Here is a 19,220-nt window from a genome sequence, read left to right on the forward strand (position 1 = left end):
ACACGAAGGAGCACAATGATCCGGATTCTGCTGGTCAGGCACGGCGAGACCGAGTGGAACAAAGACCATCGGCTCCAGGGCCACTCCGATATTTCCCTGGCCGAATCCGGGGTCCAGCAGGCCCGCATCACCGGCGGGTTCGTCCGCGCCCAGAATCCCCAGCAGGGTTACGTCTCCAACCTGGTGCGCACCCAGCAGACCTTCGCCGAATTCGGCCTGGACCGTGCACCGCAGGTGGTCCCTGACCTGGCTGAGCAGAACCTGGGGGAGTGGGAAGGCTGGTACGGCCTGGACGTGCGCACCCAGTTCCCCGAGGACTTCGAGGGCTGGCGGGCCGGCACCCACACCCCCGCCAGCGGCGAGTCCCACCAGCACCTGCTGACCCGGATGAAGCGCGCCTTCTTCGACATCGTCCGGGCGACCGCGCAGAGCCGGCCCACCGAGTCTGTGGACCTCAGCTTTAGGCTGCGCACCGCCGTCGTCGTCTCCCACGGTGCCGCGCTGCGGGTGCTGCTGGAAGGCCTTAGGCTGATCGACCGCCACCAGTTCATCCCGCTGACCCCAGCCTCGGTGACCATGATCGACATTCCCCTGCACCGCGGGACGATCTCCTCCACGCTGCCGCACAGCGGGCTGGATGAGGAGGACGACGCCGCCGTAGAGGCCCGACACATCGCTGGGCTGAGCGACGAGCAGATCACCGACCGGTGCCGGCTGCGGCTGATCAACCTCTCACCCGAGCTGCTCAACCCCGCAGCCGCAGACTCAGTGGCCATCAGATGACAGACTTCATCGGCCTCAGGTGACAGCCCTGTTGGCCGAGCGGTGAGCCGAGTACGCTGAGCGTATGTCAGAGCACTACGACGTCGTCATCCTCGGTATGGGCCCGGGCGGTGAAGCAGCTGCCGGCCAACTGTTGCAGGCAGGCAAGCGGGTCGCTCTCATCGAGTCAGAGCTCATCGGCGGCGAATGCGGCTACTGGGCCTGTATCCCGTCGAAGACCCTGCTGCGCCCCGTCGAGCTGGCGCTGGCCACCGCTGCCACCCCGGGCATCACTGCCGGCACCCTCGACTGGGAGAGCGCCCGGGCCTGGCGAGACGATATGGTGCGCCACCTCGACGACACCAAGCAGGCGGCCGACTACCAAAAGCAGGGGGCCACCGTCATCCGCGGCACCGCACGGCTTGCGGCACCGGGCCTCGTCGACGTCGATGGTCGCCGAATCTCGGCCGACCACATCATCATCGCCACCGGCTCCGCGCCAGAGCGTCCGCAGATCGAGGGACTCGACCAGGCCGCCGTCTGGACCAACCGCGAGGTCACCAACCTTTCTGAAGTTCCTGCGCGAGCCGTCATCATCGGGGCCAGTGCAGTCGCGGTGGAAGTGAGCCAGTACCTGCGCGGCTTCGGTGCCGAGGTCACCATAGTCGGGCGCGGTCGGCGAATCCTGCGCCGCGAGGAGCCCCGGGTCAGCACCCTGATGGAGGAGCACCTGCGCAGCCAAGGCATCAGCCTGCGGCTCGGGGCGACGCCGGTGCGCGCCTCCAACCACGGCACGCACAGCACACTGGAGCTCGATGACGGCACCACACTGAGCGCCGAGGTGATCACTCTGGCCACTGGTCGCCGCCCCCGGACCGCCGGACTCGGCCTGGAGGCACTGGGCGTCAGCGTGGAGGACCACGGTGCGATCGAGGTGGACGAGCACTGCCGCGCCGGATCAGGTCTGTGGGCCGTCGGCGACGTCACCGGCAGAATGCCGTTCACCCACGTCGCGAAATATCAGGCATCCATTGCCGTCGACGCGATACTCGGCCGACCCCGCACCGCCCAGTACGGCAGCATCCCACGGGTGGTCTTCGGCTCCCCCGAGGTCGCATCGGTCGGCCTCACCGTGGAACAGGCGAAGACGCAGGGGCTGCCGGTCACCACCGCAGTGGTGGATCTGACCGCCGCACTGGCCCGCCCCTGGACCTATGAGCAGCAGCCCAGCGGGGCCGAGCTGGGACTGGTGGCCGACGCCGAGGGCGAGACGCTGCTTGGCGCGTGGGCGGTGGCACCTCAGTCCAGTGAGTGGATACACCAGGCCGCTCTGGCCATCGGCGCCGAAATCCCCATCAGCCGGCTCATCGAGCAGGTCGCACAGTTCCCGACCTTCAGCGAGGGCTACCTCACCGCACTCAGTGAGCTGCAGCAGACCCGGACCAACTGACAAATGTCATAGCAAGAAGGTGACACCTGCTCTACTCAGTGCCTGCTGCCACCCGGAACACTGAAGGGTATGAGCAGCGAACCCATCATCCGCACAGAGCACATCACCAAAACCTACCCCACCGGCGACGGCGGCCGGTTCCGAGCCGTCGACGACGTCAGCCTCAGCTTCGCACCCGGGGAAGTCACCGCCATCCTCGGCCCCAACGGTGCCGGAAAAACCACCTTCCTAGACATCGTGCTGGGCCTGAACACCTCGAACACCGGGAATCTGACGATTCTCGGCAAGTCACCCAAAAAGGCTGTGCAGCACGGACACGTCGGAGCCCTGCTGCAGACCGGCGGACTGCTGCCGGACCTCAGCGTCAAAGAGACCGTACAGATCATCGCCGCACTGCACCACCACCACGTCGGGGTCGACACGGTCATGGAGATTGCCGGGCTCACCGGCATCGCGTCCAAGGCGGTGGGGAAGTGCTCCGGCGGCCAGCAGCAGCGACTGAAGTTCGCACTCGCCCTGCTGCCCAAACCCGATGTGCTGATCCTCGATGAGCCCACCGCCGGCATGGATCCGGCAGCCCGCCACGAGTTCTGGGACCGGATGAACGAGCAGGCCGCCACCGGCACCACAGTCCTGTTCGCCACCCACTATCTGGAGGAGGCTGAACAGTTCGCCCGCCGCACGGTGCTGATGCACGGCGGCCGGGTGATCGCCGACGGTCCGACTGACGAGGTCCGTCGTCACGCCGGGTCGGCACATGTCTCGGTGACCTGGAGCCCGACGCCGACCGAGCTGATCGGGCTGCCGTGCGTGGAGGCCCATGAGGTTCGCGGCAACCAGGTTCTGCTGAGAACCGACAACGCCGACAAGCTCGCGAAGCACCTGCTGACCACCACCGATGCTCACTCGCTGACCATTCGTTCGGCCAGCCTGGAGGAAGCCTTCATGCAGCTGACCACCGCCGACGACCAGCACCGGGCCCCACGGGCCACCACCCAGATGGAGCACACCCAGATGGAGACCGCGCAGAAGGAGACTGCACGATGAGTGCCACCGCACCCCGCACCGCCGCCAGCGCCACTGTTCAGGCCAGTTCGATGAGCATCGCGACCTACATCGTCATGGACTTCTGGCGGAACTTCCGCAACTTCGGCAACACCTTCTTCGTCATCGTGCTGCCCACCCTGCTGTACCTGTTCTTCGGCGTCTACAACGACTGGTCGGACATCCCGGTCGGCGATAGCGGCAACGTCAGCGCCTGGATCATGATCGGCATGGCCGTCTATGGGGCGATCACCGCCACCACAGCGCTGGCCGGATCCGCCGCAGTGGAGCTGCAGCAGGGCTGGGGCCGGGCATTGTCGCTGACTGCGATGCCGCATGGTGCCTTCGTGCTGGCCAAGTCGATCATTGCCCTGGCCACGGCGACCCTTCCGGTGATCGTGCTCAATGTGGTCGCCTACTTCACCGCTGCCGACATGCCCCTGGGAACCTGGATTGCCACGGCGGGCCTCACCCTGGTCGCCGCGCTGCCCTTCGCCTTCTACGGGTTGGCCGTGGGGCTGCTGTTCCGCTCCGATGCGGCGATCGGCGCCGCTTCCGGGGTGCTGGTGGTCTTCGCGTTCTTGGGCAACGTGTTCATGCCGCTGGGGGGCGTGCTGTTGGACATCGGCAAGTTCACCCCCATGTACGGCTCAGCCGCCCTCGCCCGCTATCCGCTCACCGAGGGTGAAATTGTCGGCATGGAGGGGCCGATCGGCACCGACCCGCTGTGGATGATCCTGGCCAACGTGGCGGCCTGGACCGCAGTCTTCGTCGTCGGGTGCTTGGCCCTGCAGGGCCGCCGGACCACCCGGCGCTGAGGGAACCTAGGATAAGACCCATGACGACGACGCAGCAGCCGCGGCGGCGGGCGAATCAGGACAAGCGCAGCCTCTGGCCCACGGTCAGCGGTCCGCAGATCGCCGGGCTGTTCTATGCCACGGTGTGGCTGGTGTTCCTGGCCTCGCCGGTGATGGCTGCGGCCTACAGCGACGTCCACCTGGGCCTGAAGCTGTTGGCCTGGGCCGCCACCGGCGTCTTCGCCCTGGTCTACGTCTGGCAGATGGCCCGACTGTTCGCCGACGACCACCGAAACCATCCGGCGCCGTCCAGGTTGGCGGTGATCTGTGTGGCTCTGGCAGCAATCGGGGCCCTGACCATTCCCGCCGCCGGCACCTGGGCCGTGACATTCTGCGTCTATATTGCTGCGCTGATCATCTTCACCAGCCCTCCCATGGTGGGCATCCCCATCGGCGTGGGAGTGTGGGCCGTGTCCACAGCCGCGGCATATCTGATCTCCGGTGAGACCGAAGTCTGGATTGCCTTGGGACCAGGTTTGGGGATGCTCTTCATCGTGGTGATCCGCACCACCGAGCACTATGAGGATCGCGCCCGAGCCGTTGAGCAGCAGCTGCGGACCTCTGAGGAGCGTGACCGCATCGCCCGCGACGTCCACGATGTGCTGGGACACTCGCTGACCGTACTGTCCATCAAAGCTCAGGTGGCGCGCCGGCTGATGGAGACCGAGCCGCAGCGGGCCCAGGCTGAGCTGGATGAGATTGAACAGCTGGCCCGGTCCTCACTGAGCCAGGTGCGCACCACGGTGACCCGGTTGCGGGCGCCGCAGCTGCCGGAGGAGCTTGAGGTCGCCCGCACCGCCTTGGAGGCTGGCGGCATCAGCGCTGACATCCGGGCGGAGGAGGAGCACAGTGAATCCCAGCTGCTGGCCTGGACGCTGCGCGAGACCATCACCAACGTGCTGCGCCACTCCCAGGCCAGTCGATGCCGCATTGAGATCGGACCGGAGAGTCTGCGGGTCACCGATGATGGGATCGGTGTCAACGGTCATGAAGGCTCCGGTCTGCGCGGACTGCGCGAGCGGGCCAAAGCTGAAGGGGCACAGGTGGCAGTGGGCGCTGGCGATGATGCCTCGGGCACACGGATCGAGGTGACGCTGGCATGAGCAGCCCGATGATCCGGCTGCTGCTGGCCGATGACCAGGACCTGGTGCGCGGGGGACTCTCGGCACTGCTGAACCTGGAGCCGGACATCGAAGTGGTCGCTGAGGTCGGCCGCGGGGACCAGCTGGTTCAGGCCGCGCGGGAACACACCCCCGACGTCGCCCTGGTTGATATTGAGATGCCCGGGATGGACGGGATCGAGGCGGTCCGCCAGATCACTGCCGCCGGACTGAGCGCCCGGTGCCTGATCGTGACCACCTTCGGCCGGCCCGGCTACCTGCGCCGCGCCATGGACGCCGGAGCGGCCGGGTTCGTGGTCAAGGACACCCCCTCGGACCAGCTGGCCCAGATGGTGCGCCGGGTGGCCGCCGGGGACCGGGTGGTCGACCCCACGCTGGCCGCCGACTCGCTGGCCGGCGGGATCAACCCGCTGACCGAGCGCGAGCAGCAGGTCCTGCGGGCCGCGGCCGAGGGCGGCTCGATCAGAGCGATCGCCGCGAGGCTGCACCTCTCCCAAGGAACCGTGCGGAACCACCTGTCGGCGGCCATCGGCAAGACCGGTGCGGAGAACCGGCACGACGCCGCCCGCCAGGCGATGCACAGCGGCTGGCTCTAGAAGACAGCGCATCGATGCTGAACTGGTCAAGAAGAAGATGCCGGTGGGCCGCGGCCAGCGCAGCAGGGGCAAATCACTGGGGGTGCTCGCCTCCGAGCTGTTGGCCTAGGCGCGTGGGAACCTGGATCAGCTCTTCGCTCGTGCACACGTGCGATGTCCCGGCGAGACCGATAGGTTCTGGCAGGTGTATCAAGATCTCGTCGGCGATGACGCGATCCGCGGCAACCTGGTGACCGACTCGCACATCGCTGCGCTGATGCGCCAGCACGGGGTTTCTACGATCTTCACTGCCGACCGCGACTTCTGCCGCTTTCCCGGTATCACCGCTCGCGACCCCTATACCGAAGCGAGCGGCCCAGGCGCCCGATAAAACCAACACCTATCCGAATTGAGGCCGGTGGTGTTCAGGTCGATCCGCTCTGGCAGGAATCGGTGCACCGGGGCGGGACCGCCGTCGACGGAGTCGACGGGCTTCACCGTATGGCCCTGATCGCCGAGCTGCTCGACCGCCCCGTTAGCCCCTACGTTCGGTCACGCAGTATGACCCTTTCTTAGCCACTTTTGGGCCCAAAGTGCGGTCAGACTGCGTGACCGAACGGCGAGGGCGGGGCAGCGAGCGTGCAGCGGCTGGGCGCGCAGGTAATCTGGGGGCATGAGTGAACACAGAGCCGGTTGGCGCCAGCGGGTCCTCGGCGGGGGCGTGGAGCCGGACCCCAGGTTCAGCCTGGCGAATGAGCGCACCTTCCTCGCCTGGATCCGCACCTCACTGGGGCTGCTGGCCGGCGGGGTAGCCGTGGAAGCGCTGACCCAGCAGATCTTCGAGCCTCAGATCCGCACCATTCTGGCGGTGGTGCTGCTGGTGCTCGGTGCGCTGCTGGCGGCCGGCGCCTTCACCCGGTGGCTGCGGGTCGAACGCAGCATGCGGCACCAACGGCCATTGCCGCTGCCGCTGATTGCCCCGCTGCTGGCAGCGGGTGCGGCACTGATCTCGGTGGTGCTGGTCATCACGCTGGTGGGTGGATGAGCGGTGCGCACCCGGCCAGCCGCCCACCAGGATCCCGGGGTTCAGCCTGAACGCACCCTGCTCTCGTGGACCCGCACCTCCCTTCTGCTGGTGGTGGTTGCCGGGCTGCTGCTGCGCTGGGCGCCGTACCACGGTGCCGCAGTGCTCACGCTGTTCATCGCCGCGCTCGCAGTGGCCGCCGGGGTCTCGCTGACCCAACGGCACCGGCTGATCAGCGCGACCTGGGGGATCGCCGATGAGCAGTACCGCCCGGCCATCGGATCCGTGGCCGGGCTGACCCTGGCGGTGATGATGCTGGGGGTCGCTGCGCTGGTCTTCCTGCTGGTGACCTAGCCCCTGATCAGGCTCCCCTGATCAGATCGGCGCAGCGCTCACCGATCATCATGGTGGTGATGTTCGGGTTGACGGTGGTCAGCTCCGGCATCACTGAGGCATCAGCGACGCGCAGGCCCTCCACGCCCTTGACCTTCAGATCCGGGGTCAGCGGGCTCAGCTCGTCCTCGGCGGCCCCCATGCGCACGCTGCCGGCCGGGTGGTAGACGGTGTTGTGGGTCTTCTTCACGTACTCGGCGATCTCCTCGTCGGTGCGCGCATCCGGGCCGGGGGCCAGCTCCTCGCCGGCCCACTCGCTCATCGCCGGCTGGGAGATGATCTGGCGGGCCAGTTTGATGCCCGTCACGGCCACCCGAATGTCGTGGCCCTCGGGGTCGGTGAAGTAGCGCGGGTCCACCATCGGCTTGTCCCGGTAGTCGCGGGAGCGCAGCCGCACCGTGCCGCGAGACTTGGCGTGGGTGATGTTCGGGGTCAGGCAGAAGCTGTTCTCGCTGGTGGGGTAGCCCTGGCGCAGGGTGTGCATGTCGAAGGGCACCGAGCCGTAGTGCATCATCAGGTCCGGCCGGCCGGGGCGGTCGGCCTGACCGGTGCCCTCCTGGGTGTCTGCGAAGATCCCGATCTCCCACCACTGCACGGAGTCGGTGACCATGGGCTGCTTGGCGTCCCAGGCGATCACCGCCTCCGGGTGGTCCTGCAGGTGCTCGCCCACGCCGGGGGAGTCCACGCGCACATCCAGGCCGTGCTCACGCAGCTGGGCGGCGGGGCCGATGCCGGAGAGCATCAGCAGCTTCGGCGAGTCGATCGCCCCGGCGGAGAGGACCACCTCTTTGTTCGCCCGCACCGTGGAGGCCCGGCCGAACGCGTTGTTCACCACAGAGACGCCGGATGCCCGCGGGGTGGGGGCCTCGTCGTCGAACAGGATCTCCTTGACCCAGGTGTCGGTGAGCAGGGTGAAGTTTTCCCGGTCCAGGATCGGGTGGATATAGGACACCGACGACGACGACCGGGTCCCGTCATCCTTACGGTTGACCTGGAAGAAGTTGGCGCCCCTGACCACCGTCTCACCGGAGTTGAACTCGGCGCGTGGAATGCCGGTCTGCTCACAGGCATCCAGCAGGGCCACGCCGCAGGGGTCATGGGGAGGGATGTTCATCAGGTGCACCGGGCCACTGCGGCCGTGGTGCTCACCCTCGGCGTCGTTGGTCTCCAGGCGCTTCACCAGCGGAAGTGTGCTCTGCGCGTTCCAGCCGAGGGCACCGGAGGCCTCCCAATCGTCCATATCTTCTGCCGGGGGCCAGAAGGCGATGCAGGAGTTGTGCGAGGAGCAGCCGCCGAGCACCTTGGCCCGGGCATGGCGCATGAAGCTGTTGCCGTTCTCCTGCGGCTCGATGGGGTAGTCCCAGTCGTAGCCGGACTCCAGCAGCTCCATCCACCGGTTGAGCTGCAGGACCTGGTCGTTGCCCTCGTCGGTGGGGCCGGCCTCCAGCAGGGCGACGGTGACCTCAGGGTCCTCGCTGAGCCGGGCGGCCACTGCGGCCCCGGCGGAGCCGCCGCCGACCACCACGTAGTCGAAGGTCTGATCCAGTGTTTCGGCGGCCACATTGGGGGAGAGGCGATTGGTGGTGGGCTGATCTGACACGTCGGGTGCTCCTTCGGCTCAGGGGGGACTAAACAGTGCGGGGCGGCAGGGGTTCAGCCCTGCTCGGGCATGCGGAACCATCCGGTGACCGCCGGGGCGGTGTTCTCGTAAATGTGCTTGGCTTCGCGGTACTCGTCGAAGCCGGCGTGGCCCAGTTCGCGGCCGACGCCGGACTGCTTGAACCCGCCCCATTCGGCCTGCGGCAGGTAGGGGTGGAAGTCGTTGATCCAGATGGTGCCGTGGCGCAGACCGGCGGAGACCCGGTGGGCGGTGCCGGCGTCGGAGGTCCACACTGCTCCGGCCAGCCCGTAGATGGTGTCGTTGCCGGTGGCGATGGCCTCCTCTTCGGTGGTGAAGGTCTCCACGGTGATCACCGGGCCGAAGGCCTCCTCGGTGACCACGTGCATGCCGCGCTGCACATTGTCCAGCACGGTGGGCGCGTAGAAGTAGCCGTCCTTGTGCTCCTCGCCGCCCCAGTGGCCGCCGGTGCGCAGCACGCAGCCCTCCTCGATGCCGTGTTTGACGTAGGCAGTCACCTTGTCCCGGTGCGCTGCGGAGATCAGCGGTCCGGTCTCGGCGTTCTCGTCGAAGGGCCCGCCCATGGTGATGTTCTCGGCCCGACGCACCAGCTCGGCGACGAACTTCTCCTTGATGGACTCCTCCACGATCAGCCGCACACCGGCGGAGCACACCTGGCCGGAGTCGACGAAGCCGGCGTTGAGCGCGTTGTCGACTGCGGCGTCGAAGTCCGCGTCGGCGAAGACCACGTTGGGGTTCTTGCCGCCCAGCTCCAGGGCCACCTTCTTCACCGTCTCGGAGGCGGCGGCGGCGATCTTTCGGCCGGTGAGCAGTCCGCCGGTGAAGGAGACCAGGTCCACATCCGGGTGGGAGGACAGCGGAGCCCCGGCAGTGGCCCCGGCGCCGGTGACCACATTGGCCACCCCGGCCGGCAGCCCCAGGGAGTCGAAGACGTCCATGATCAGTATGGAGGTGTGCGGGGTCAGCTCGGCGGGCTTCAGGACCAGCGAGTTTCCGGCGCCCAGCGCAGGGGCTAGCTTCCAGGCGGCCTGCAGCAGCGGGTAGTTCCACGGGGTGATCATTCCGCACACGCCCACCGGTTCATAGGTCACCCGGGAGCGCACCGTGGGGTCCCCGGCGTCGATCACGCGGCCGGGATCGGCGTCGGCCAGCTTCGCGAAATGCTTGAAGCAGCCGATGATGTCGTCCATGTCGATCTCGGCCTCGACCAGGCGCTTGCCGGTGTCCAGCGCTTCAGCCCGGGCGAATTCCTCCTTGCGGCGCTCGATCTCTGAGGCCACCTTGAACAGGAACTCCCCACGCTCGGCGGCCGGGGTGTTGGCCCACTCTCCGGCGTCGAAGGCCTTCCGGGCGGCGGCGATGGCGGCTTCGGTGTCTGCCGCCGATGCCTCGGAGACGGCGCCGACCTCACTGCCGTCGGCCGGGCAGATGATCGTGCGGGTCTCACCGGCGGCGGCCGGTACCCACTGGCCATCGATGTAGAGAGTCGCGGTCATTGAAGCTCCTTATAACGTGTGGAAAACCGTGATGGATCGTGTCGGCGTCGGCCCCCTGCCTCACTCTAATCAGTAGGGGCCGACGCCGAAACTGGCAGCGAGCCGCTACTCAGCCTTGGGCTTTGATCGGCGGGTGCGCACCGAGTCCCAATCGGTGGGGATCGCATCAGCGTCCAGGGTGGTGGGGCGGGTGTTGCCCTCAGACTCGTCCATGGTCAGCACGGTCAGGTGCTGCTCGTAGGCGTCGAGGATGTCGGCGATGACCTGCTCGTGGTTGTAGCCGAAGAGGTCCTGACCGGAGGAACCGGTCGCCGAGAACACCTCCACCTGGTAGTAGGTTTCCCCAGCGGGCCGGAATCGGGTGGCGAAGCTGGGCACCTCATACTGCACCGGGTACACCTGGTACTTGAACATGGACTTATCGCCGAAGTAGACGTGCAGATCCACCTCCGGAAGTCCGCTGTCCTCCACCGTGCCGCGGCCGCAGGTGACCTCGGCGCCGCGCTCCTTCAATTCGCCGGCGACCTCTTCCACTGCTGGAAGGGCTACGTTCTCCAGGAACTCAGTGGTCTCCGCGGCGCTGGGGTAGTGCATGTGCCGTGCCAGACGACGCCGCCAGGCCCCGGGGGAGGACTGCGCGATGCGCTCAGAGAGCGCCGAGGGCAGGGTGGCTTCCTTCGAGTCTGCGGCCAGGCCCTCCACGCGCAGGGCGCGCCAGACGCTGAACAGCAGCAGATAGAGCACGATGGAGAGCGGCAGCCCGATGATCACCGCTCCCATCTGCAGGGTGTAGATGCCGTCCAGGGCGAGCATCGCCAGCGTCAGTGCACCGATGATCACGCTCCAGATGATGCGCAGCCATGGGGGCCCGTCTGAGTCGGTGACGGTGGTCTTAGAGGTGAAGTTTGCCAGCACCAGCGAGCCGGAGTCCGCACTGGTGATATAGAACAGCAGCCCGACCATGACGGCGATGCCGATGACGAAGGTGGCCCCGGGGAACTCTGCCAGCAGGGCGAAGAAGCCCGAGCCTTCAGCGTTCTCGGCCTCTTCGGCGAACTCAGTGTCCCCGCCCATGATCCGTGCGATGGTGGCGTTGCCGAAGATCGCGATCCACAGCAGGTTGAAAGCGAAGGGCACCAGCAGCACGCCGATGACGAACTGGCGCAGGGTGCGGCCGCGGGAGATGCGCGCCAGGAAGAGCCCCACGAAGATGGCCCATGCCATCCACCAGGTCCAGAAGAAGATGGTCCACCACTGCATCCATCCCTCATCGACCCACGCCGGCGACATGTCATAGGCGAAGGTGTCGGTGAGCGCGCTGGGCAGGAAGGCGAAGAAGTCGCCGATGTTCTTCACCAGTGCGTTGAGCAGGTACATCGTGTCGCCGGAGAACAGCACGTAGAGCATCAGCAGCACGGCGACGACCACGTTGATCTCGGAAATGCGGCGAATGCCCTTCTCCACACCGGAGACGGTGGAGATGGTCACCACGATGGCCGCCAAGACGATTAGTGCTGCCTGGGCTCCCAGGCCCATTTCGACGTCGAAGATCATGCTCAGGCCGAAGGAGACGAAGACCACGCCGATGCCCAGCGTGGTGGCGATGCCGAACACGGTGCCGATCACCGCTGCGACCTGGACAGTGTCCCCGGCGGCCCCCTGGGCGCGTTTGCCGATGATGGGGTAGAGCGCACTCTTGATCGACAGCGGCAGGTGGTACCGGTAGGCGAAGAGACCGAATGCCATACCGGTCAGCGCGTACATCGCCCAGCCGGGGATGCCGTAGTGGAACATCGTCCACAGGGCAGCCTCCTCAGCCGCCTGGAGGCTGCCGGCCTCCGTGCCGGGGCCCACGCGCAGGTTGGTGGCGGGCCCGACGACGGAGAAGAACATCAGATCGGTGCCGATGCCGGCGGCGAAGAGCATCGCCGCCCAGGTAAACAGGCCGAATCGCGGCTTGGAGTGGTCCGGGCCGAGCTTCGTCTTGCCCATTCGGGTCAGGGCGACGATCAGGACGAAGACCACAATGATGGCTGCGGTGAGTACGAAGTACCAGCCCAAGTAGTCGCTGGCCCAGTTGAACATCGTCTCCATGGTGGAGTACGCCGTGTCGGGGAATATCGCCGCCCAGACGCTGAACCCCAGAAGGATCGCGGTGGAGGCGATGAACACCGGCCAGTTGACCTTTGAAGACGCTGGTGCGTCTGCCATAGCTTATGTACCTTTCAACTCAATGTGCGCAGCAGTGATTCATCTGCAAAACGTATCTACGTTATGTCACACACTCAGGTGGCTTGGCTAGGTGCAGGGGCGTCCCTCAGCGTGCTTGGTGCCTCATTACTGGGAAGTAGCGAAGTGAGCCGGCGGGCCGGTGTGGGAAGAATCACCCACATCATCAGCGGTCAGAGGCCCAGGGCTCACCCTCCGGTGAGATTTCGGCCGTCATATCGCGCACAAAGCGGATGACGATCTCGCGCTCCTGCGGGCTGAGACGAGCAGCGGCATGAATACGCTTGGCCTGCTGCCGCCCCACAGTCTCGATGGCCGCCTGGTGAGTCTTCTGGGTCACGCTGATCGCCAGGGCGCGCCGATCGCTGGGATGCTCAGACCGGGTCGTGTGACCGCCGGCCTGCAGCCGGTTTAGCAGTTTGGTGGTCGAGGCCGTGGAGATGCCCAGGTGCCGGGCGATGGAGCCGGGAGTTGCCACCACGTTCTGGTTCGCGCACAGGGTCAGATAGTGGATGGCGCGCATATCGGTCTCATTGAGCTTCATGAACCGGCGCGAGGCTTCGGAAAGGTCACGCTCAGTGCGACGGAGGTCTCCCAGTGCATTCATCAGCTCACTGATCTGATCCAGATCCTGCTGCGACATGCCCTGGGTGTCGGTCCAGCTTCGGTCCGGGTCGTTGGCCCGGATGCTGTAGAGCGTTGAGAGCTGTCCTGATTCTGAGCGCTGCCCTGATTCTGAGAGCTGAGCAGGCTCCGGCGGCGGACCGTCCCCGGAGGGGGGCTCCTCGCTGCTTCTGGGGCTCATGGCGTCCATGGTATCGGCACAATCGATAGTGTTAGGCTTAATTGTTAGCTTGGCTAGATGATTTGACGTGGAGGCTTGATGGAGCAGGTCGTTCTGCTTGACGAGCGTGGTGAGCCCAGCGGTGCCATGGCGAAGAGTCAGGTCCACTCAGAGTCGACCCCGCTGCACCTGGCATTCTCCTGCTACCTCTACAACGACGAGGGGCTGCTGCTGGTGACCCGCCGAGCGCTGAGCAAGGTGGCGTGGCCCGGAGCATGGACCAACAGCTTCTGCGGCCACCCCCAGCCTGGTGAGTCCGTTCAGGACGCCGTTCACCGCCGTGCCGAACAGGAACTGGGAGCTGCGGTGGGCAGAGTGCACCTGGTGGCCCCGGACTTTCGTTATCGAGCGGTGGACCCCGGCGGCATCGTCGAGAACGAGGTCTGCCCCGTCTATACCGCCACCCTGGAGTCAGCACTGGAGCCGAACCCGGAGGAGCTGACGCAATGGCAGTGGGTGGACCCTGCTCAGCTTCGGGCCGCGGCAGCGGCGGCTCCGTTCGCGTTCAGCCCCTGGATGGTGGAACAGCTGCCCCTCGTCCCGTCTGCCTCCCCACATGAGTGAGGTCACATGAGTGACGTCCAAGCACCGGAGGCGGTGAACCAAGACCTGGGGTCGCTCATCGGCGAGGCGCTGAGGCGCCGCATCCGACGACGTGCCGGCCAGGCCGAACGCTATGGTGGGGACTTTGCCGAGCTGTGGGCGCAGATGGCAGAGCACGCGGCAGGGGGCAAGCTGCTGCGACCGCGGCTCTTCTTGGACACCGCAGAGGCTCTCGCGCACGGTCGGGTGCTGGATCGCGATCTGCTGATCGAACTCGGTGTGGGCATCGAAATGCTGCACTACGCCTTCCTTCTCCACGACGACGTCATCGACCGCGATTTTCGACGTCGGCAGGGTGTGAACCTGCTCGGCGAGGTCCGGGATGCTCACCCGGCGCCGCAGAGCGAGGCTGCTCGCCGCTGGGGGACGGCGGTGGGGATCCTGGCCGGTGACCTGATGATCTCTGAAGTGCACCAAATCTTCGCCCGCGCCCGGGTCCGTGAGACGGCTGGGCACCGACTGCTGGACCTGCTGGATGACACCATCCAAGCCAGCGTCTGCGGCGAAGCGGCCGACGTCGGACTCAGTGTGGGCGCCGTCGATCCCACCCTGTCCGCCGCACTGTCGATGACCCAGTACAAGACGGCCACCTACTCCTTCGAACTGCCCCTGCGGGCGGCAGCCATCGTCGAGGGCGCCGATGAGGTGACCGAGTCTGCGCTGACCGCAGCAGCACGACATATGGGAATCGCCTACCAGCTCCAGGATGACCTGCTCTCGGCCTTCGGGGATCCCCAACGGCACGGCAAAGAGTCAGGCTCAGACTTCCGTGAGGGCAAGCAGACCCCGCTGATCGCCTACGCACGCACCACCGATTGGTGGCCGCAGATCGCTGACTGCTTGGGCCGCGGCGACATCACTGGTCACGACACGGCCACTGCTCACAACACAGAGCAGCTGCGTGCACTGCTGCGTGACTGCGGAGCAGAACAGTTCATCCACAATCTGCTGACCCAGCATCTGAGCGCCTTGGACCACCTGCTGGAAGGTTCCTCCCCCATATCGGCGGAGGTCCGGCGGGTGCTCAGTGTGCACAGTGATGCTATGCGGGGCCGCAGCGTATGAATGAGAGCCTCGAACGCTTCACTCAGGCGTCGCAAACTGCTGCGGCCAGCGTCATAGACGCCTACTCGACCTCCTTCGGGGTCGCCACACGCCTGCTGGGCGCCCGTCATCGCGATCACGTGCGCAATATCTACGCGATGGTGCGGGTCGCCGATGAGATCGTCGACGGAGTCGCCCACGAAGCGGGACTCGACGCCGCCGCGCAGCGACTGACGCTCAGCGAGTACGCTGACCAGACCCACCGCGCGATGGAACGCGGCTACAGCAGCGACCTGGTACTCCATGCCTTCGCGCACACTGCGCGCGCCAGCGGCATCGGACCGGATCTGACTCAGCCGTTCTTCACGGCCATGGCGGCTGATATCGGCCGCGATGGCCCCCAGTCGGATCACGTGCAGACCTATCAGGGTGAGGACTATGACCACTACGTCTACGGTTCAGCTGAAGTGGTGGGCCTGATGTGCTTGAAGGTGTTTCTGCGTCAGGAGCAGCGCGATGCTGGCCAATTGGCCCGGCTGGAGGACGGCGCCCGTCACCTGGGGGCCGCCTTCCAGAACGTCAACTTTCTCAGAGACCTGGGCGATGACACCGATCGGCTGAACCGCAGCTACCTCACACGCGGAGAACAGATGAGCGAAGATCTGAAGGACGATTGGGTGGAGCTGGTGAACACCCAGCTTGACCAGGCCCGCCGCGCGCTGCCGCTGCTGCCCAAGGATGCCCGAGCCGCGGTCCGTGGGGCGTTGGCGCTGTTCGAAGCGCTGACCAAGAAGGTGGACCGGACACCGGCCGCTGCCCTCTACGGCAGACGAGTGCGTGTCTCTGACCCGGTCAAGGCGATGCTGGCCGCACGAGCACTGCTGCAGACGTGGAGGGAAGCCGCAGCATGACGAAAGTTGTCGTCGTCGGGGCAGGGGTGGCTGGTCTGGCCACTGCCGGGCTGCTGGCTCAGCGCGGGTTCGAGGTCCGCGTACTGGAGAAGAACGAGGGGATCGGCGGCCGGGCAGGAAGCTTTGCGCGGCACGGTTTTCATTTCGACACCGGGCCCTCCTGGTATCTGATGCCGCGGGTCTTCGACCACTTCTTCGCCATGATGGGCACCTCAACCTCCGAGCAGCTGGATCTGAAGATGCTTCGGCCCGGCTACCGGATTTTCCCCGAACCGGACGCGCCTGGCGCCGCATCTGTACCGATCACCGTGCCGCACGGATCCGGCGAGGTCATCGAGCTGTTCGAAACTTTAGAACCCGGGGCGGGCCGCAGGCTGCAGACCTATCTGGCCTCCGCCCAGCACGTGACCAAGCTGGCGGAGGACTACTTCCTCTACAACCCCTTCACCCGGATCTCCTCACTGCTCGGCCGGGAAGTGCTGAGCAGTCTGCCCAAGCTGCCGGGCCTGCTGCTGCGCAGTCTGCAGGGGTACGTCGCCGCACGGTTCGAACACCCGGTGATCCGCCAGATGCTCGGCTACCCGGCAGTGTTTCTGGGCACCGACCCTGCTCGTGCGCCTGCCATGTACCACTTGATGAGCGCCCTGGACCTGCAGGAAGGCGTTCAGTACCCGGCTGGCGGCTTCTCCGAGGTGGTGGCGCGCATCGGTGCGCTCGCCGAGCAGGCCGGTGCCACCATGACCACCAACGCGGAGGTCACCCGGATCCTCACGTCCACGGGCGGGGGAAAGCACCCACAGGTCACCGGCGTGCGCTGGGTCGACGACGCCGGCCAGATCCACGCCGAGGAGACCGACGTCGTCGTCTCCGCCGCTGATCTTCACCACACCGAGACCACCCTGCTGGATGCTCCGCACAGAAGCTACCCCGAACCCTGGTGGCAGCGCCGCACCAGCGGTCCGGGGGCGCTGATCGTGATGCTGGGGGTCACCGGAGACCTTGAGCAGCTGCCGCACCATTCGCTGTTCTTCACCGCGGACTGGTCGGCAAACTTCGAGGCGATCTTCGGCCGCGACGCCCATATCCCCCACCCCGCCTCGGTCTATGTCTGCCGCCCCAGCGCCACCGACCCGGCAGCTGTCCCGCAGGGGTACGAGAATCTCTTCCTGCTGGTCCCCATCCCCGCCGATGCGTCCCTGGGAGCCGGCGGCAGCGACGGCGCCGGAGATCAGATTCTCGAGCAGGCCGCCGACGCAGTGATCGACCAGGTGGCCCAGTGGGCCGATGTCCCTGACCTGCGGCGGCGAATCGTGCTCAGGAAGACCCTGGGTCCGGCCGACTTCGCAGCCGACTACAACTCCTGGCGCGGCGGGATGCTGGGCCCTGGCCACACGCTGAGGCAGAGCGCGATGTTCCGTGCGCAGAACGCCTCGCGCCGGGTGGACGGGCTCTACTACGCCGGTGCGACGACGGCGCCTGGGGTGGGGGTGCCGATGTGCCTGATCAGCGCGGAGCTGGTGCTGAAGCGCATCCTGGGCGATCACAGTCCCGGGCCGATGCGCGAACCGACCCACGCTGCGGCCCGGCCGAGGTACGGGGCGCAGTGATGGGCGTCGTCTACCTGGGCCTGCTGCTGACCTTCTTGGGCTGCATGCTGCTCATAGACCGGCGGTTCCGGCTCTTCTTCTGGAATGACCGGCGTGCAGCGCTGGTGGTGACACTGGTCGGAACCGTCTTCTTCCTGCTCTGGGACGCCGCCGGCATTGTGCTGGGCATCTTCTTCCGCGGTGAGGCGGTGGTGGCCACCGGCATTATGCTCGCCCCGGAGATGCCGCTTGAAGAACCGGTCTTTCTCATCTTTCTGGTGGTGTGCACCATGGTGATCTACACCGGAAGCGCCCGACTCATCGCGGCGGCGCCTCGGAGGCAGGTGCGCTGATGAGCTATCTGGAACTGGCGGTGTGGGTCCTTGCTGCTGCGATGCTGGCCGCCGTCGTGCTGCAGCTGGTGACCCGTCGTCGTGCCGGTGCGCCTGCCCACTTGGGGGCGATTGCGATGACGATTGCTGCTCTGGTGCTGCTGACCGCGGTGTTCGACAGTCTGATGATCGCAGCGGATCTCTTCCACTACGCACCTGAGATGCTGGTGGGCGCACATATCGGCCTGGCTCCGGTGGAGGACTTCTCCTACCCGTTGGCCGGGGCGGTGCTGCTGCCGTGCCTGTGGGCGCTGCTGCGCAGCCGGTCGCGGCCCGAGACCAGCAGCGTCCAGGAGCATCAGGCGTCATGATCAGAGACGATGCGCGCCAGGTTCTGCTGGCGTCGCGGCCGGTCAGCTGGATCAACACAGCCTTCCCCTTTGCCGCCGCCTACTTGCTCACTGCCGGTGAGATCGATGCGGTGCTGCTGCTGGGCACCCTGTTCTTCCTGATCCCGTACAACCTGGCGATGTACGGCATCAACGACGTGTTCGACTACGCCTCCGATGTGGCCAACCCCCGTAAGGGCGGGATCGAAGGGGCGCTGCTGCAGCCGCGGCTGCACGGACCCACACTGTGGGCGGCGGCGCTGACCACCCTGCCGATGCTGGCGGTGCTGGCCGCATGGGGAGGGCCGGCCAGTTGGGCGGCGCTGGCAGTCAGCGTCTTCGCCGTCATCGCCTACTCGGCTCCGAAGCTTCGCTTCAAGGAACGGCCCTTCCTGGATTCGATCACATCCAGCACCCACTTCGTCAGCCCCGCTGTGGTGGGGCTGACACTGGCCGCAGCAGAGGCAACGTTCGACGTCGTCGTCGTGCTGGTTGCCTTCTTCCTCTGGGGGATGGCCGCCCACGCCTTCGGTGCGGTCCAAGACGTCCGGCCCGACCGAGAAGCTGGTATCGGGTCGATTGCCACAGTGCTGGGCGCTCGGGTGACCGTGCGGTTCTCGCTGGTGCTGTGGGTGCTGGCGGGGCTGGTGGTGCTGAGCGTCTCCTGGCCCGGGCCACTGGCCGCTGTGCTGGTGATCCCGTATGTGATCAACGCCGCGCCCTGGGCCTCAGTCAGCGAGGCGGATTCGGGCAGGATCAATCCTGCGTGGCGACGGTTCATCTTCCTGAACTACGGGGCGGGGTTCTTAGCGACGATGATCCTCATTCTGGCCTGGAACACCTGAGTCCATCCGCGGGGTGAGTCCCTGTGACGGTGTGCCGAATCGGCGCTGCGGGCGGTTCAGCGGTAGGTTAGGGGAC

General features: G+C 66.5%; 20 protein-coding genes. 16 read left to right on the forward strand and 4 right to left on the reverse strand.

The features are described from left to right. Positions 1 to 15 precede the first annotated feature (15 nt). The 9 genes from FHX47_RS01125 to FHX47_RS01165 all read left to right on the forward strand — a co-directional run bounded on the left by FHX47_RS01125 (position 16) and on the right by FHX47_RS01165 (position 7,187). The gene (locus FHX47_RS01125) at positions 16 to 783 is read left to right on the forward strand and encodes a histidine phosphatase family protein (RefSeq protein WP_183357062.1); all 768 of its coding nucleotides are present in this window, start codon (positions 16 to 18) and stop codon (positions 781 to 783) included. Positions 784 to 847: 64 nt separating this feature from the next. Next, the gene (locus FHX47_RS01130; RefSeq protein ID WP_183357063.1) at positions 848 to 2,212 is read left to right on the forward strand and encodes a dihydrolipoyl dehydrogenase family protein; all 1,365 of its coding nucleotides are present in this window, start codon (positions 848 to 850) and stop codon (positions 2,210 to 2,212) included. A gap of 69 nt (positions 2,213 to 2,281) precedes the next feature. Beyond that, positions 2,282 to 3,259 carry an ABC transporter ATP-binding protein gene (locus FHX47_RS01135; RefSeq protein WP_183357064.1) on the forward strand — a complete coding sequence of 326 codons (978 nt, stop codon included), beginning with the start codon at positions 2,282 to 2,284 and terminating at the stop codon, positions 3,257 to 3,259. Continuing rightward, positions 3,256 to 4,074 (forward strand): ABC-2 transporter permease, encoded by an 819-nt coding sequence (locus tag FHX47_RS01140; protein WP_246327889.1) that lies wholly within the window; start codon positions 3,256 to 3,258, stop codon positions 4,072 to 4,074. The genes FHX47_RS01135 and FHX47_RS01140 overlap by 4 nt, the downstream gene beginning before the upstream one ends. 20 nt (positions 4,075 to 4,094) lie before the next feature. Beyond that, complete coding sequence (locus FHX47_RS01145) at positions 4,095 to 5,216, forward strand: sensor histidine kinase (protein ID WP_183357065.1); 1,122 nt, start codon at positions 4,095 to 4,097, stop codon at positions 5,214 to 5,216. 8 nt (positions 5,217 to 5,224) lie between these two features. Beyond that, positions 5,225 to 5,830, forward strand: a complete 606-nt coding sequence (locus FHX47_RS01150) for a response regulator transcription factor (RefSeq protein WP_183357798.1) — start codon at positions 5,225 to 5,227, stop codon at positions 5,828 to 5,830. A 184-nt stretch (positions 5,831 to 6,014) separates the two neighbouring features. Further along, complete coding sequence (locus FHX47_RS10760) at positions 6,015 to 6,200, forward strand: PIN domain-containing protein (protein ID WP_183357066.1); 186 nt, start codon at positions 6,015 to 6,017, stop codon at positions 6,198 to 6,200. 282 nt (positions 6,201 to 6,482) lie between these two features. Beyond that, positions 6,483 to 6,854, forward strand: a complete 372-nt coding sequence (locus FHX47_RS01160; protein WP_183357067.1) for a YidH family protein — start codon at positions 6,483 to 6,485, stop codon at positions 6,852 to 6,854. Between the two features lie 3 nt (positions 6,855 to 6,857). Then, the gene (locus FHX47_RS01165; protein WP_183357068.1) at positions 6,858 to 7,187 is read left to right on the forward strand and encodes a DUF202 domain-containing protein; all 330 of its coding nucleotides are present in this window, start codon (positions 6,858 to 6,860) and stop codon (positions 7,185 to 7,187) included. Positions 7,188 to 7,194: 7 nt separating this feature from the next. Here FHX47_RS01165 and FHX47_RS01170 read toward each other — a convergent pair whose 3' ends face one another. The 4 genes from FHX47_RS01170 to FHX47_RS01185 form a co-directional block, all read right to left on the reverse strand. Beyond that, positions 7,195 to 8,787, reverse strand: coding sequence for a GMC oxidoreductase (locus tag FHX47_RS01170; protein WP_183357799.1), 1,593 nt, complete (start codon positions 8,785 to 8,787; stop codon positions 7,195 to 7,197). Positions 8,788 to 8,879: 92 nt separating this feature from the next. Then, entirely contained in the window at positions 8,880 to 10,361 is a 1,482-nt protein-coding gene (locus tag FHX47_RS01175; RefSeq protein ID WP_183357069.1) for an aldehyde dehydrogenase family protein, read from the reverse strand. Positions 10,362 to 10,466: 105 nt separating this feature from the next. Next, the gene (gene betT / locus FHX47_RS01180) at positions 10,467 to 12,572 is read right to left on the reverse strand and encodes a choline BCCT transporter BetT (RefSeq protein ID WP_183357070.1); all 2,106 of its coding nucleotides are present in this window, start codon (positions 12,570 to 12,572) and stop codon (positions 10,467 to 10,469) included. A gap of 184 nt (positions 12,573 to 12,756) precedes the next feature. Continuing rightward, on the reverse strand, positions 12,757 to 13,395 hold the full coding sequence (locus FHX47_RS01185; protein WP_183357071.1) for a MarR family winged helix-turn-helix transcriptional regulator: 639 nt from the start codon (positions 13,393 to 13,395) through the stop codon (positions 12,757 to 12,759). Between the two features lie 78 nt (positions 13,396 to 13,473). Between FHX47_RS01185 and idi the strand changes: the two genes are divergently transcribed. The 7 genes from idi to FHX47_RS01220 are packed head-to-tail and all read left to right on the forward strand — an operon-like array spanning position 13,474 to position 19,144. Further along, the gene (idi, locus tag FHX47_RS01190) at positions 13,474 to 13,998 is read left to right on the forward strand and encodes an isopentenyl-diphosphate Delta-isomerase (RefSeq protein ID WP_183357072.1); all 525 of its coding nucleotides are present in this window, start codon (positions 13,474 to 13,476) and stop codon (positions 13,996 to 13,998) included. A gap of 6 nt (positions 13,999 to 14,004) precedes the next feature. Beyond that, positions 14,005 to 15,102, forward strand: coding sequence for a polyprenyl synthetase family protein (locus tag FHX47_RS01195; RefSeq protein WP_183357073.1), 1,098 nt, complete (start codon positions 14,005 to 14,007; stop codon positions 15,100 to 15,102). Beyond that, a complete protein-coding gene (locus tag FHX47_RS01200; RefSeq protein WP_183357074.1) occupies positions 15,099 to 15,992 on the forward strand; it encodes a phytoene/squalene synthase family protein in 894 nt (297 codons plus the stop codon). Before FHX47_RS01195 ends, FHX47_RS01200 begins: the two co-directional genes overlap by 4 nt. After that, positions 15,989 to 17,599, forward strand: coding sequence for a phytoene desaturase family protein (crtI, locus tag FHX47_RS01205; protein ID WP_183357075.1), 1,611 nt, complete (start codon positions 15,989 to 15,991; stop codon positions 17,597 to 17,599). The genes FHX47_RS01200 and crtI overlap by 4 nt, the downstream gene beginning before the upstream one ends. After that, complete coding sequence (locus tag FHX47_RS01210) at positions 17,599 to 17,931, forward strand: lycopene cyclase domain-containing protein (RefSeq protein ID WP_183357076.1); 333 nt, start codon at positions 17,599 to 17,601, stop codon at positions 17,929 to 17,931. The genes crtI and FHX47_RS01210 overlap by 1 nt, the downstream gene beginning before the upstream one ends. Beyond that, a complete protein-coding gene (locus tag FHX47_RS01215; protein WP_183357077.1) occupies positions 17,931 to 18,281 on the forward strand; it encodes a lycopene cyclase domain-containing protein in 351 nt (116 codons plus the stop codon). Before FHX47_RS01210 ends, FHX47_RS01215 begins: the two co-directional genes overlap by 1 nt. Then, entirely contained in the window at positions 18,278 to 19,144 is an 867-nt protein-coding gene (locus tag FHX47_RS01220; protein ID WP_183357078.1) for a prenyltransferase, read from the forward strand. Before FHX47_RS01215 ends, FHX47_RS01220 begins: the two co-directional genes overlap by 4 nt. The last annotated feature ends 76 nt before the right edge of the window (positions 19,145 to 19,220 follow it).

It is taken from the genome of Garicola koreensis, from assembly GCF_014195445.1.
GTDB lineage: Bacteria > Actinomycetota > Actinomycetes > Actinomycetales > Micrococcaceae > Nesterenkonia > Nesterenkonia koreensis.